Source organism: Arthrobacter sp. KNU40 (assembly GCF_051515115.1).
In the GTDB taxonomy this organism is placed as follows: Bacteria; Actinomycetota; Actinomycetes; order Actinomycetales; family Micrococcaceae; genus Arthrobacter.
In genome coordinates, this window is the sequence record NZ_CP195850.1 from 2001907 (window position 1) to 2017232 (window position 15326).

A 15326-nucleotide genomic window follows, 5' to 3' on the forward strand; every position below is an offset into this window, starting at 1 on the left:
AGACGCCGAGGACAACGGTGGCCGATCCAGAGAGGCAATACCTGTTGGATTGAGTTCTCTCTCATGTCACAGGGCTCGCGGGCGTGGGGGGCGTCGGCCGGAACAGAGATTGAGACGACCTCAAACAATCACACCAAGAACCGTGAGTTCCAGCAAGATGCGCGCGCCTGGGCAGCCTTCACCGGCACGAAGTACACCGTCGCGCTACGGCAAATGAGTACCTGCGGCATCGAATAGCGCTTCAACAGGCAGAGGAGGGGGCCCCGGGCTCTGAGCATCGTTGAGTGATTCCAGGTGAAGTTCGCTCATGCGACGATCTACGACGGCGTCATCGCGAAGACGTTAGATCTTGGACGTCAGTTCGTCTGCGCGTTCCACCAGCGAGTTTCGGTCCTTGAGGATTCGGAGTCCCGAAATACGCGCCTACCATTCCTCAACCTTGTTGATGACGGCCCCTCGTTCGAGGACTAGTTCATCTTCCGGACGAAGTGTGGCGTTGAGGCTTTGACAGGTCGCAGTGGGAATGACTTTCAGCTGATCGAGGCCTTCTGATCCCCGCCAGATCACCGGCACTTGAGCCGCCATCAAGATGGTCTCATACGGGCGGGGATAGTAGATTCAGTCGGGTGTGGATTGGAGACCTTGACGTACCGCGTGGGCTGATTGACGCGGGCAGAGACGGCGAACTGGTGCTGTTCATCGGTGCTGGCGCATCGATGGCGTGCCCTTCCGGCCTCCCGGGGTTCGTCAGCCTGGCTCAAGGGATCGCCGAGAGGGCGTCGAAGCCTTTTAAAAAGAAGGACCGCAAGCGCTTGGACGCGTATCTGGGAAGACTCGAAGACGAAGGCGTCAAAGTCCGGGACCTAGCGGCAGAACGCTTGGACAACCCGGAGTCATCACCCAATTCTCTGCACCGGGCAATCGTCGCATTGGCAACTACATGCCCATCCATCAGGGTTGTGACCACAAATTTCGACCGCCATTTGAGCCAGGCGTTTGCAGATCAGAAGGTCAAGGTCGACGAGTACGCGGCACCGGCTCTGCCCATGGGTGATGACTTCGAAGGCATCGTCTACCTGCACGGACACCTGCAGCAGCCGGTTAGACGACTCATCCTTACGGACAAGGACTTCGGCGCTGCGTACCTTCAGGACGCCTGGGCGGCTCGATTCCTGGAGCGGATGTTCAGAGCCCGGACCGTGCTTTTTATCGGCTACAGCCACGGCGATGTCGTGATGCAGTACTTCGCGCGTGCTCTTGGGCGAAATCAGCAAAGGTACACATTAACTGACGAACCTGACAAGCGGGAATGGCAGTCGCTGGGGATCATCCCAGTCGGTTACAAACTCAACGGAAAATCCCACGACGCGCTACCGATCATGTTGGAGAAGTGGGCCCGCCAGGCTTCGATGAAGCATCTGGAACAGGCAGAGTATGTGCGGGAAATCGTATCTAGAGGAATCCCCGCCAAACCTGAAGAGCTCGCCTACATCGAAGAGACCCTGGCGGACCCGGAGCGAATCCGCTACTTCACCGAAGCTGCGAAGAGCATTGACTGGCTCCGGTGGGCCGCCTCGAGGCCAGAGTTCAGCCGACTGATCGCCCCGGTCGCCCACGATGAGATCGCCCTTGCGCTCGCGAGGTGGGTCGCCCACGGATTCGTCAGGGACGAGGAGCTTTCGGGCGATGCCATAGAGATCATGAGCGTTCTGCCTTGGTCTCCGATGACGTGGCGATGCATTGTCCACGCAGGGTGCATCAGTACTACGAAGAACGGGGCACCTGAGTGGCTTAAGCCTTGGATCGCTCTGCTTGTGGAACGGGATCCGGGTCCGGCGCAGGACCCAGGCGGAATGTTGACAACCCTCCTTTCACAGGTGAGCCGGGCAGATGACCAGGACACTGCGTTATTGCTTCTAGACCACCTCATGCGGCCACAGCTCGTCCCTCTGCCGAGATTCAGAAGCACAGGGCCGTCGAGGTTCGAAGTTCGGTTACGCGGTGACACAATGCAGCTTCCGATCATCCCGTCCGGCTTTCTGCAAAGGCTCCGGCCACAACATCTGCCGGCTTTGATGACCGTTGCCGATCACCACCTCCGCGAAGCCTACCGACTCCAACGAGCCGCCAACCAAGGCATGACCTTAGACGTCATCAGCTACAGACGCATCTCCATCAGCGGTGCAGGGAGCGGGGCGATTGACGAACTGGTCGACCTAGCCCGAGATCTCCTCATACGAGCCCTCGAATCACACCCGGCACTTGCCCAGCAATACATAGAATCCTGGCTAGACTCGGAGGAGACAATCCTCGCGCGACTCGCCCTCCACGGGTGGTGCTACCGCGCGGACCAGAACTCTTCTCAGAAGATTTCCTGGCTTGCCAGCCGGAAGTGGCTTTACCGCTTCGGCATCCAACAGGAGGTCTATCGCCTCCTCGAGACTGCACTTCCTGAAGCAGGTCAGGGGGAGGTGCTGGTCCTCTTGACCGAGGCCCTGGGCGGGCCTCAAGACGACTCTACCGATCCCGAAAGAAACGAAAGACTCAGGTTCGACATGGTCGGCAGGCTTGCCATCGCAGCTCCAGACGATCCGAGCGTGAAGCAAGCGTTCACCAAGCTTAAGGACAAGTCCCCAGATTGGGCGGTAGACATCCCCAGCCGAACGGGCTCGCATGCCTCTGGGAACCCGTTCGAGCGACAGGCTTCGTTCACGATTGAACAACTTCATGAGTGGATCCAGGCAGATCCCTCCGACGCCGCCGACAGAATCCAAGCAGACGAGGCCGTCCAGTGGGGCGGTCCCCGAGCTGAGGATGCGATCCGCGTCGTCGAGCAATGCGTGACCTTGCACGCCAATGATGGCCTCGCCTTGCTCCCGAACCTGGTGGACCGACTGCCGGCAGCCGTCGGAGCCATCATCCAGGGCTGGGCCGAAGCATCATTGGAGACTGAGACGGCAGATGACGTCCTAAAAGTACTTGCCACCCTCGACCTGAAGAAGGTCGGCTCAACGATTGCATGGCTTCTGACCTCCGGTGTCCGGGACGCCGAATCCACACCGTGGCACGTGTCCGAGGCTGCACGTGCGCTCGCCGAACGAATCTGCGATGCCCTTGAGGAGTCGAAGCCACCGGTTGGCGACAACCTTTTCCTTGAGTCACTGACCAGCACAGAGGGTCGGCTCGCCGAGTTCTGGATTCGCGCTGTATCTCACGATTGGAGGCAAGCCGGCGAGAAATGGAACGGACTTACTGAGAGACACGTGAAGGCCATCGAAGCATTGCTTAGCGGGCAAGCCAGCGGTGATGGTTCTTGCGCCGTCTTTGCCTCCGAACTCCACTTCTTCCATGGAGCCGACCGAGAGTGGACCGGGAAAAACCTGCTCCCGCTGTTTGTGGTGTCTGCAGATGGCTTGCGCAGCTTCGCCGCGTGGAACGGGTTTCTCGAAGGGGCCGCCCCGGCCGATGCACTGACAGAACAAATGCTCCCGCTGTACCTGAAATCTGCTTCACAGGAACAGTTTGATTCGGACCAGCTTCGTCCACGTCTGGGCAACCATTTGGCATGGATCACCCTGTTCTCAAGCACCGATCCCTTGGGATGGCTTCGGCAGTTCTCTGTAAACGCGCGTCCAGGGATTAAGGTCTCTTGGGCCCGAAATGTCGCGTGGAATTTGAGAAGACTTGAAGTGGCCGCGGTGGATCGTGAGTGGTCTCGCTGGATGGGGGTGTATTGGAGCGAACGCGTTGCAACTGCAGAAGTCCCCATAGGGGAAGCCTCCGCTATGGCCGAATGGGTCCCGCGGCTGATGGCTCAGAGGAGCGAGGCAATCGCCCTGGTCGTCCAATGCCCAGCGGACATTTCGCAAACAGACAACTTGTTGTACGAGGTGTCGCAGGCAGACCTGTCCGATCGCCCGGGGGACTGGATCAGGTTTCTGCTTCACCTCCTGAAGAACGCAAAGCAACTCACGAACTGGATGCACCTGAAGGAGATAGTCCAGAAACTTGATTCGCTCGATCCACGCCCAGATGCCGAGCCGTTGGTTGAAGAAGCCTTGCGGCTCAAGGTCAACGATGACCCCAAGGCTTGGCTCAGCACGTAGCCAGCCGGGGGCTCCCATCGTGATTCTGCTCACGTGGAATGCGTCCAAGATGCTCTGGATCGGCCTGCCACCCTCGTCCATCTTGCCCCGATCCGCGCGCTCGAGCGCGGGTGTGCTGCCCTGGAACTCGGGGGGCCCGGTTGTCTAGGTTGAAACCGACCGAGCCATCTCAGGCCGCTCTGTCTGCGGCGTCCTCGATAGCGGCAGTAATGTGCCTCGCGCCAACAGTCACCGTCAACCACGATCCAATGTTTCATGACGGCTGAAGAGTCTGTTAGGTGCAGTACACGTCTTCGGGCAGCGGGGCGTGCGGGTTGATCATGGACTGACTATACAAAGGGGCGTCGGCAACATCCCTCACCAGCCCACAGCGCCGCGCGCGTTACGCGTATGAGGGCACGGATCCCGCATTTGAGCTCATTAGGAAGTATGAGAGCGGTGAGCGGCGGCTGGACGTTATCGAGACAGCGCGCATAGCCGATGCTCTTGGGACTAGTCTCGTCAGTATTGTTCGTCAACTGGGTGCCGCCCAGTAACCACAGCCGTCCTGGACGGTTGAAGTTCCTCTGTGAATAGGTGACACGGATTCCCATCTGTCAAAATGGGCACAGTCGGCGCGAGGGATCAGTCCAAGACCTGATGGCTTGGCTTCCCTGCATCTTCGCAGCGTCTTCGACTGCGACGGATTTCCCGCCGTTTGCTTTGTCTGCGATCTTCGGCCAGCCGTGCAAGCCGCGTGTCAACGCCCTACCACAAATCTTCTCTCGGACGCAGAAGTAGGCGTATTGAGTCAATCGCGCATGGCAAGTTACTACGACAAATATCCTGCTGTGGGTGCGGCTATGAAATCGCCGCCCGAGAGCCGCTACCCTGTACCCAGGGCTACCGGAAGGTGTACCAGCGTGATAAGTAACGTAGGGAAACTCTTGCGCAACAGGAATGAAGTCGAGCTACTGGCTGCAGTCCCAGAGGCCGACAAGACTTTGATGCCCAACTTGCTTCGACCACACGGTGTATACATTTCACCCATCAAGCATGTCGTGATCGCTCTGATCCTTGTAGGGGCGATGACGCTCGCCATTACAATCTCCCTGACAGTTACCCTGCCCCAAAGCGGAACATCACCTTCCACAATTTCCCCTGAAGTCAGCAGTACGTTGTTCGGTTCAGAGTTGAGCCCAGCGCTGTGGCACGAGCTGTTCTTGGTGCTCATATTTGCGGCTATGACTACCACGCCAGCCATAGCATCCCGGCAGTGGGCCGGGTATGAGAACCTCATTCCCCACATGAGCGGCAGCGAGTCTCTTGTTAGCGTTGGTCATAGAGGTCCAGCAACGGTTGCGGATGAAGTATTGGCAGCGAATCGGTGGATATATAATTCTAGGTCTCTCCGGCTGCCCATTCTCTTAGTGAGTGCGTGGATTGCATGGGTAGTTCTGGAAGCGCAGATGAAGAGCGGCCAACAGTTAGGTGAAACGGCCGGTCACCTTGCTGGAATCAATCTGCGAAACTGGCGAATGGCTGACAGTATCGTCGGTCAATCTCTATATTTAATTTCTGGAATCGAAGGCATATACATTGTCACACTGCAGAATATTGTAGGGTGTCGAATAATTCTTGCCATATTCAGAATAAGAAAAAGAACACGGTTTGGCGTTGACTTACTGAACTTTGATGGCAGTTGGGGGTGGCGACCTATGCGTGCGATCCTCGGGGCCACATACGCCGAGATAATCGTGCATGGACTGGGGCTCTTTGCATTGGCGCTCACTGTTCCGAGAGAAGACCCGACTTTCCTGATCGCTGCGACGCCTGCAATTGAATGGGTGATAACGCTACCAATTTATGTAATCGCACCCATCTGGATGATTGCCCTCGGCATGCATCGATATCGAATTCGTGAACGTGCAAAATTGGATGCTTTGGTTCTCACTCGAAGTGACAGTGAGTCATATTCGCTTGATGTTGCCAGGCGGGTGGATAGGCTCAATAGTGTCCCAAGTGTTCCTTTCTTAGGAATTCCAGAAAAGACATTATTTGCCATCGCGCAAATTGCAAACTTTAGTGCTTGCTATGGAGTTGTCGTTGCCTTACTATCAGGATGGAGGCTAAATTGAAAGCAATCGTCAGAACCGAACTTCGCGGGTCATATTGCCGCTTCATGAATGAAGCTGGCATTCTGTCATGGGATCTGAATGAGGAGCCTTACGTCGACGATCTTCCTCGAGCTAGGGTTTTAGCGGCGCTAGCGGACATTGAAGATGATTCCCGCTATATGCAGAAAAAGCTTCGGCATGCAGGTGCTTTGCGAGAGATTCCAATCGTTGAATTCAATCGACAATGGCTTTGTGAAGAGCAAGAGCACGCAACTGCGCTTAGAACTTTGGCTAGATTGCGAGGGGAGGATGCGCGTCCAGTAGACCATGGACTTGGATCTCGAGACAAACGCTCTATATTTGCTGTTCTTGGCCTTAGGATCGGCCGGGTCCATCCACAGGGTATTACGGCCACATACTTGGCGCTAGGTGCCGTACAAGAATTTATCGCGTTGAGCGCCTACGTAATATTGGCAGAATCTGCCCACACGGAGAATGAGAGACAGATTCTCAAGAATATTGCTCGCCAGGAAGGTAGACACATGCGTTTCTATCGCACCGGCGCGGAGTCCATACTAAAGAATGGGGCTCCATTTACCAGAGGTTTTACGCGATTGGTGATAGACCAATACTGGCGGCCGCCAGGAGTTGATTTATTTGGGCTGCAACGCTGGCTGGAACTCTTCGGTGTTGTGTTGGACCAACCTGGTGCTTGCGAGAGGTTCCTCGGAGCCGATAGGATCCTAGGGTCTTTGCCGGGGCTCGAGGGAGTTGACCCAATGAACCGTTTCTTGCGTCGCCACCGCGCGCAGACATCGCTGAGTTCGTTCATAGGAACTGCTTCATGATCAAGAGATCTCGCAACGGTCTGCGTTTTCGCATTAGTGGTGACTGGTCACCAACGGACAAGCCCATCGTAGTGTTCATACACGGCATGGGTGGAAGCCTTCATAATTTCGCTGGGGTTTTCAGGGAACTTGCCCGGACCATGCCGGTGCTGACAGTTGAATTGCCTGGCCATGGGCGCAGCGAAGACAATGTGTCGAGCTGGAATCTGGTGAATATCTCTGAGGCAATCGCCAATGCTATTGACGAAATTGCGATCGATCGCGAAAGAATACTCGTCGGGCACTCTCTGGGGGCCTTCGTAGCAGCCCAGGTTGCAATACTGGCACCGGAAACGACTCGACGAATTATTGCGATATCTGGCGACCTCTTTCACGTCGCAAGTCTCCTTCGTCATCCGATCAAGTCAATCTTTGTTGATCCACTGCGGATGATTGCCATTGGAGGCGCCCTGATAACAGCCACGGCGCGTCCATCCGACGCGTTTTGCATGAAGCTCAATACTCCCTCTCGACTTCACATGCTCTTGTGGCCGTTTCTCAATCCTTCGTTGACGCGAAAAGAAGAAGCTGTTGGAGAGTCGTTCAGAGAACAGGGCGGAAACGGGGCACTTCGTCTGCTCAGGCTTGCAGAACATGTGAGTCTTGAAGAGCTGTATCGCGAATGCCCTGTTCCGGTTGTTTTCGTAGTGGGTGAACATGACCCGCTGTCAACCGATAGCGACAGGCATCATGTTGTCGAGACATTTGGGCCTGACGCCCTAATTGCCATCCCTGTTGCCGCTCACTGGCCGCATGTGGAAGATGTCAAGGGAGTGGCTGCGGCTCTTAGACGGCAGTGCTTAGAGGTTTAGCGGCTTGCATCTCTTAAGTACCCCCCTGTTGAGGAGGGGCGGTCCATGAGGACGCTCACTAGAGTTCGCGCTGGTGGTATCCAGGCTAGGACCGAATACTCTTCCCCGGTACCGGTCCTAGCTTGGATTTCCTAGCCCGGGCTGCTGCGCGGGTCCGAGGACGGCTTGATCGTGTTCTTGTAGCGGAACTTTCCGTCCACACCACTCACGGTCACGTCGCCGCCTCCTTTGTTGCTGGAGAATTTCGCCGCCGCCGCGTAGGCGTCGGCCTGAGTGCCTGCGATTGCTGACGCCCTATTGGAGTCTTGGCCCTTAGCCACCCAATCGTCGCCTCGCTTGTACACGTTGTAATTGTTGTTGGTCATATTGCCACCCCCTTTCGAATGTTTGTTCTAATCATCCATCGAATGGGATGGGCGCTCGTGTCGACGCGCCGGAGGCCTGGAGTGCTACTCCGTCGCTCACCACCACCCGCGACGGTTGGGATGCCATGGTCGGACTTGCAACGTGGGCGGGTCGGTTGCTTGAACTGGACGGAAGGTAGCTTTGTAGGGCCCTTCGGTGCTCCAGCCGTTCATGTGGGGTTCCAGGTCGGAAGACGTCGGTTCCGGAACCCCAGGGAGCGAGACAGAATGATTAGCCGGGTCGATCTCGGCTTTATACTCTTCGATCCACTGGATCCACTCTCCTGCTCGTTGCTGAAAGGGCTCATCAACCGCTGCCGCCCGGTTACGGAGCTCGATGATGAAGTCCGTGAGTTCCGCGGCCAGTCTGCGGCGTCCTAATTGGTCAAATAGCAGGCCTAGCTTCGCCTCCCTGATGTATTGCTCTCGTGCTTGGTTCTTGGCTGCTTCCCATTCCCGCTGAGTACGGTCTCGCTTTTCCTCTGCCCTCTCACGTTCTTCGACCGCGCTCTGCGCACGTAGCTCAAGCTCTTGGAGCAGCCGGGGGAGAAATTCTGTGCCGCTGCCGAGCTCAAGTTCGCTCCAGTCGTGACGCCAGAAGCTTGCTTCTCTGCTAATGATCCTGATCTTGAGCGCGTCGATCTTCACGTAGTCAAAGGTGCGAGACGCCCCGGTGCGCTGCTCCCTTGCAGTGGGCGCGTGGGGAACTTGTTTGCTCTCCTGGCTCCGAGCCAGAACATAGACATCCTTGCCGATACCAATCTCCAGATGGCCGGCGTACTGAGGGTCGTCCCGGTACTTTGGTCCATCTGCCCATTCGTATCTGTTCTTGGGCCGTCCTTTGATGCTGTAGCCGCGTTCCTCGCATGCGTTGCTCAGGGCCTGCACAAGCAGGAGGGCATGGCGGAAGCACGAAGTCGTCATATTGAGGTTGTCGTCTCGTTTCTGGAGTGTTCCGACTGCGGCGGATGGCTTTGCGAGGGAGACGGGGATTTTGATCGGCTCAAGATCGATGTACTGCCATTTTGGTCGATCGACAAGTTTTACGATGACTTCCTTTGAGTTCCAATACCCGCCCTTGACCTCTATTTCCTTTTCCTTCGGGACGAGCCCACGTCTGTTTAGAAATGAAATCTGAGATTGGATGCTTTGGTATTGCTTCGCATCCACAGTCACGATGCCATCTGTCAGCAAAGACTCAAGTAACTGTTCGCTCTTGGGTTTCGGTTTGGTTAGCAACACGGGTTCATTCGCCGGTGGTTGGTCAGCATCGTCCTTGCTGCCCGTCGTTGTGGGCATGACGGCAGACTTGCTTGCCGGTTGCGGCTGGACTTGTTCATCCGCTTTTGAATTGGCGATCGCCTTCATGCCTTGGGCGGTCAACGATGCCGTCCAGTTGGGTACCCGTCCCTTGACGGTGACGAGATCTCGACGGGCTAACCATCCAGCCGAAATTCTCCGGGAGTAGTCAGACGGACTGCTTTCGACATGGCCGTCACGGATCCATTCGAGGGTCTCAATTTGATGCGTTGTGAGGGGAGGACGTGATGCCATGACTGAAGAATGTCAGGAAGGAAGTTGAGTGTCGAGTGCGGCCCGAGCCATTCGCCACGCGAGTGTGGGCGTTCGATACCTTGAGATTGCCTTGTCGGAGGTAGGTCAAGGGGTTGCCTTTTGGGCCCAGCCATTTTGCGCAGGGAGCGCAGCGCCTAGCCGCCCCGAACCTCGAGGTCCTCGGCATCTGCAGCCTCAAAATGAAGATTCAGCCTGCCGAAGCGATGCGTCCCCAAACGCGGTATCGGTCGGTGGGCAGAATCCGCCCGTGTTCCCTCCCCTTCATCTCGAGGGAATCGCTTCGATCGACGGCTAAACGCGTCCATACCAAGATGCAGTTCAGAAACTGTCTGATCCAGATGGTTGAATAATGGCGTCTGCTAAACGCACCGCCTGCCAAGGGGAAACATTGCCACAACACACCATCGGACTGCTTGAGCTCAGGGTCGTGCACTCCCAAACCTCCACAGACGTCCACCCAGTGAATTTTGGCGACGAGCAGCATAATCTCCATGAGCTCTGGCTTGCATACCTCCAGGAAGTTGCGCAGGACGGAGGCGTGCAGACGCGCGAACGCTACTTCATGGTTGAGACCGTCGGAGACGTCCACGGGGACACATTGTGCGAGCTCGACTACGGACGCTTTGGTTCCGATAAGCGGGTCCGCGACGTCGGCACCGGATCGCAGACTGGAAAAGTGGCCCCAAACGAGGTTGCCAGCGAGGCGCTGCGCCTGCTGTGCCACGTGCCGAAACGAGGAACGGTCAGCTACATCGCCCACGAGCAGGTCGGCATCAGCAGCGTGGTCGGCGTCATGTCTCAGCATTTCAAGAACTGGTTTCACTGGCAGTGCCGCGGTTTCCACGTTGAGATTGCTTACCTTGAGGACGCTGACGCTTGGAACGAGTTCTTGGACGGCGCGACCCTTCGTGAGCTGACGTTCGTGGCTAGGAAGCCGGCGGACGGTAACCGGGCGGGTCGTCCAACTAAGGAAATCTACGAGGTGCGCCCTGACGGCCGCGGCGCCGTCCTTCCCAAGTCCTGGTTGGAGAGGCTGCGCAGCGACGGTCGATTGCCGGCAAATGAAGTCCTAAGTGTCCAAGTTGACGAATCTGACATCTCTGAAACGCGCGTGGTAGTCGAAAAAGACAAGCGGCGCCGAACCATCAGCATTGGAACGGAATGGCCCCGATTTACCTGGGAGATCGAACCGGGAAGCAACAGTCGGCCAACCGATACAACCTTTACGGCAGTTGCTGGTGAGATTATCCATGGCCATCTCGCACGCCACCACTAGATCACGGATTGACCCATGAGCCGCAAGATCAATGTGCTGGAAATCGCTCGGGCGCAGCTCGGGACGTTTCAAGGCTACGGTCAGCGCACCATCGTGGGGGATCTGGTGACGTTCTTAGGGCTTCCTGCGGTGGTTGGTGTTGTTTCCGGGATCTTCGCTCCACCCATACATTCTGTTGGCAGTCTGCTAACCGGCGCATCGGTTTTCTCCGGGCTCCTGGTTGCCCTGCTAGTTAACATCTTCAATTTCAGCGTCAAAGTCCGGCGCGATGAAAAAGTCCGACCGGAGGAAAAGTTGGCTCGAACGGTGGACGAGCTGCTGACTAATGCCGCATGGACAGTCCTCGTGGGGCTCACTCTTGTCGTGTTACTTGCTGTAGCATCCGCGACCCAGGATCCATCCACATCCCTCAGCCAGGTGTGGGTGGGGATTCTCGCGGGCTTTTCTGCACACCTGATACTCAACATCCTTATGGTGCTCAGCCGCATCTGGACCGCCCACGAGGACATTAAGGACTTGCCGCCGAAAAAGTAGCCATTCGTAAGTCCTCCAGGTTCCGTTCAACACAAGTCGGAAGCTACTATGTTGGCAGGCCTGAAATATGTTGAAACAGCTCTTTGTGCCCCGCCACGACTCCAGGATCAACTTCGTTCGTCCAGGGGCTGGCAGTTGTTGAATACGGCGACCCTTTTTTCGAGATGAGTGAATTCGCTCGGGTCAGGATCACGCCATGGCGTGCGCGAGAAAGCATAACGAGCAATACCCGATGCTCTTCTTGCACCTGAGATGGAGTCTTTGCGAGGAAACTAGGGATATTGCCCTTTTCAAAGCCCGGGATGAAGACCCAATCGAACTGTTGCCCTTTTCCCGTGTGGGCGTTGAGGAGATGAACCCCTGCTCCAATCGCGCTGTCGCTGTCTTGGCGAATTCGAAGGTGACCAAGCGCAGATGCGATTGAGCCGGAGAGTCCAGAGAGTTCTTCCAGTTGTTCAAGAGCGTCAACTACCTCGGCAGCTGTATCGACGTCGGTCCCATCAATTCGTCCAAGTATTTCATTCTTGAGCGCGGAGACATCAGGATTGCCGCCTAACCGGGTTATGGCATCACCGATTAGGTCTATGACGCCGGCATTATCGATAGTCAGATCCCAGCGGGTGCTCGGGAGATCGGACTTGGCGAAGACCGCGTCGATGGGCTTGCGTCTCCAGCCGGACCGGCAGATCACGCCGATCGTGGCAGTTGGTTGCTTCGCCAGAATCTGAGATGAGACCTCATTGATGAATGCGGCTTCTTCGACGCCTGTGTTGAAAACGACGCCGGCCGCAATGCCCCCTTCGTGCCAGGAGTCCGCGTTGTCTGGCTCAAGAGCCCGGCCGCCGAGCCCCACTGAGACTGTGTTGAGAAGTGATAGCACCTTGGGCGAAGAGCGGTAGGAGACTCCAAGACCGACTGGTGCACCGCTTATCCTCTGAAGCCTTCGTCCGACATCGACGGGCTTGGCTCCCGTCCAACTGTAGATGCCTTGGAGCGGGTCGCCGACAAAGGTCCGGCTCTGTTCGCAACTACGTAGGGCCAGATCCAGCTGTTGAGGAGAGAGGTCCTGGAACTCGTCGACGAGAATCGCACCGTAGTGGTTTCGATACAGTGAGGCAATTTCCTTCACACGGATGAGCCGTTGGGCATGTCGGAGAAGATCATCGAAATACAAGGTGCCACTGGATTGTCTGGTCGTCTCGATTTGGAGGGACACTTCCATGCGGATCGAGGAGAGCGTGTGAAGCACGTTAGCGTCCGTGTTTGGTCCCTGTTTCGCTTCACGGAGGTCGTTCTCGATTCGCCTGGCCAGGTCGTGAGACTCGTCCTCCGGCATGCCCGTTAGGAACGGGGTGATTGCGTCAGCTTGAGTTCGTTTGTCCGGCATCTCGAAGCCGGGATCGATGTTGAGCGTTCGCCCGTGAGATCTGAGGATCTCAGCAGCATGTCCGTGGAAGTTGTGGACAGTGACATAGCGGCGTTTGCGCTCCGCTCCCAAGACGATGGCTAAGCGGCTGTTGAGATTGGCCTTCGCTCTGTTTGAAAACGTCAAAGCGAGAATTTTCTGGTTTGGACGCAGTTGACGTATCAGCAGTTCCGCACGTCGGGCGAGCAACTCAGTTTTCCCGCAGCCTGGGGGAGCGATCACTAAGAGGTTTTGAGTGGATGACGAAACAGCCTCGGCGAAGGCGGTAGAGTTCGCGCTCATTGCTTGGCGAGAGACTCGAGCTGCGTCAGAAGCGCGTCAACGCTTTCCAGTTTCGAGGCCTCCTCAGCCGTAAGCGATTTAGAGATCGCTAATGCAGAAGGAACCTTGCGGTTCGCAGATTTGGAACTTGATCGGCAGTATTTTGCAAGCGCGCCAACTTCGACTTCGGTGAGAGCAGAAACGCTGCAAGACGAAAGGATTCCGGCCTCTTGCGCGACTTTGGCGGTGATGAGCTTTCGCGCCACGTTGGGTGCGCCCAGAGCGCGGCAATACTCCTCCTCGAGGTCAGCTTTTGAGATGAATATGTCACGACCAATGACGTCCCTTGGTCTACCTCCTACAGCGCCAACCCACCTCGGGCTCTCGGCTTCGTCGACGAGTCCAAGGACGCGGACACCGAAACCTTGGGGGCCGAGCAACTTATAGACAGTCGGAAAGTTTTCCGCTCCGCCAAGTTCGAATACGATGGCGCCTATCCGATCAAGAGCGATGCCGCGCGCTCGCGCTGCTGCTTCTACAATCAGGCGGTCCGCGACACCCTCGACGAGGATGGCATACCCGGCGGTCAAGGCTTCGAGCATGCGCGGTGACCACCAGTGTGCTTGCGTCCGTTCTTCGATCGTGAATTTGTCCGGGTCGATCTGGTGGCAGGTACCGTCGGGCCCTACGGCGACTACTTGCGTTGGGTCGAACTTCTGCACGACATAGGGGGAGTGGGTCACCAGGATCTTCTGATTGATCTTCTGCGTCAGAAGCTGAGCTACGGTGCGTTGGCTTGATGGATGCAGGTGCAGTTCCGGTTCATCGATCGCGATGACGTTGGCAGCACCTTCGGCCAAGTCAAAGAGAGTCATTGAGATTAGTTGACGAATTCCGTCCGACTGCTCAGAAAGAGGTACGAATGCACCTTCACGAGCAAAATACATTGAGACGTTCCCAAGGATGGATTCGTGAGGATCTGCCGTTGTGCGAACGGACAAGTCGGTCGTTTCAATCGAGCGCGGCATTGAGCTCGACAGATGCTCAGCCATACCTTTTCGGAGCTCTGTCAGTGCTTTGCTTGTACCAAGCTTTTCATTGAACGACTCAAGCAACGTTCCCAATGCGGTCTTTTCGTCACCAAGATCCGATTCAACGGCTCGTAGCAGAGTCTGGACAGCCCCTCCGGGTCCTTCGAGCTGGCTTGCTGAGGAGGTCCGCACCGCGGGGAGGTAGCGCCATCCGACGGCGGCAATCTGTTCGCGAGATGGAGCCCGAACTTCACCGCGTCCCGGGCACCACCTTGAGATAACTACGGACTCCGGATCTTCCGGATCGACTATCATTTCCAACCGGATCTCTAATGACTCTAACTTCCGTATCGGATCGACATCGATCTCGCGGTGAAATACAGCCCGTTCTTCGCCGGTCAGGTCTTTGAACAAAACGCGCACCGACAGAGCCTTGTCGTTGTCACGTAGATCCTGGACAGACAAGCTCTGATACATCTGTGCTGTCGTGCCGAAAAGTAAATTAAGAATTCGAAGCAACGAAGTCTTGCCCACGTCGTTGGCGCCGACAATAACCAGATGGTCCCGGATGTCTAGCTCAAGATCGTTTAGTCGCACGTAGTTTTCGATTGCGATCCTGGCCATCCGCAATTTGCGGCCCCCTGTCTGGACTTACTTCTGAGTCGGGTGCGAGACCCGTGCGCGAACATGATCTCACGAAATCGCGACTCCACATCTCAGGTGCTTGTCGGCGAGGCCTGATTAGTCTTATTTCCGGGATGATCGGGTAGAAAAGCAACAGCGAGTGGAGCATCTTCTGCCATTTCTTGAACCACTGATCGGGGTTGGGCAGCATGTACGCAGCCAACGCTAGAGGCGCGATGACGATGAGCAGGGTTCGTGCGCGCCTCGCAGGCCTCTGCGGCCGCACCGAGATAA

Annotated in this window: 9 protein-coding genes; 5 read left to right on the plus strand and 4 right to left on the minus strand. The window is 56.5% G+C overall.

Annotated elements, in window-relative coordinates:
* Window positions 1-626 precede the first annotated feature (626 nt).
* The 3 genes from ACSKT0_RS09340 to ACSKT0_RS09350 all read left to right on the plus strand — a co-directional run bounded on the left by ACSKT0_RS09340 (window position 627) and on the right by ACSKT0_RS09350 (window position 7901).
* Entirely contained in the window at window positions 627-4106 is a 3480-nt protein-coding gene (locus ACSKT0_RS09340) for an SIR2 family protein (protein WP_437773474.1), read from the plus strand.
* Between the two features lie 902 nt (window positions 4107-5008).
* Entirely contained in the window at window positions 5009-6223 is a 1215-nt protein-coding gene (locus ACSKT0_RS09345; RefSeq protein WP_437773475.1) for a hypothetical protein, read from the plus strand.
* Between the two features lie 823 nt (window positions 6224-7046).
* Complete coding sequence (locus ACSKT0_RS09350; RefSeq protein ID WP_437773476.1) at window positions 7047-7901, plus strand: alpha/beta fold hydrolase; 855 nt, start codon at window positions 7047-7049, stop codon at window positions 7899-7901.
* Window positions 7902-8032: 131 nt separating this feature from the next.
* Here ACSKT0_RS09350 and ACSKT0_RS09355 read toward each other — a convergent pair whose 3' ends face one another.
* Both ACSKT0_RS09355 and ACSKT0_RS09360 read right to left on the minus strand, forming a co-directional pair.
* Window positions 8033-8266 (minus strand): DUF2188 domain-containing protein, encoded by a 234-nt coding sequence (locus ACSKT0_RS09355; protein ID WP_437773477.1) that lies wholly within the window; start codon window positions 8264-8266, stop codon window positions 8033-8035.
* Window positions 8267-8362: 96 nt separating this feature from the next.
* On the minus strand, window positions 8363-9859 hold the full coding sequence (locus tag ACSKT0_RS09360; protein WP_437773478.1) for a hypothetical protein: 1497 nt from the start codon (window positions 9857-9859) through the stop codon (window positions 8363-8365).
* A gap of 481 nt (window positions 9860-10340) precedes the next feature.
* Here ACSKT0_RS09360 and ACSKT0_RS09365 point away from each other — a divergent pair, with 481 nt between their 5' ends.
* Both ACSKT0_RS09365 and ACSKT0_RS09370 read left to right on the plus strand, forming a co-directional pair.
* On the plus strand, window positions 10341-11156 hold the full coding sequence (locus ACSKT0_RS09365) for a hypothetical protein (RefSeq protein ID WP_437773479.1): 816 nt from the start codon (window positions 10341-10343) through the stop codon (window positions 11154-11156).
* A gap of 15 nt (window positions 11157-11171) precedes the next feature.
* Window positions 11172-11690 (plus strand): hypothetical protein, encoded by a 519-nt coding sequence (locus tag ACSKT0_RS09370; protein ID WP_437773480.1) that lies wholly within the window; start codon window positions 11172-11174, stop codon window positions 11688-11690.
* Window positions 11691-11736: 46 nt separating this feature from the next.
* Here the strand turns inward: ACSKT0_RS09370 and ACSKT0_RS09375 are convergent, their stop codons facing one another.
* Both ACSKT0_RS09375 and ACSKT0_RS09380 read right to left on the minus strand, forming a co-directional pair.
* Entirely contained in the window at window positions 11737-13398 is a 1662-nt protein-coding gene (locus ACSKT0_RS09375; protein WP_437773481.1) for a UvrD-helicase domain-containing protein, read from the minus strand.
* Window positions 13395-15032, minus strand: a complete 1638-nt coding sequence (locus tag ACSKT0_RS09380; protein WP_437773482.1) for an ATP-dependent nuclease — start codon at window positions 15030-15032, stop codon at window positions 13395-13397. The genes ACSKT0_RS09375 and ACSKT0_RS09380 overlap by 4 nt, the downstream gene beginning before the upstream one ends.
* Window positions 15033-15326 lie beyond the last annotated feature (294 nt).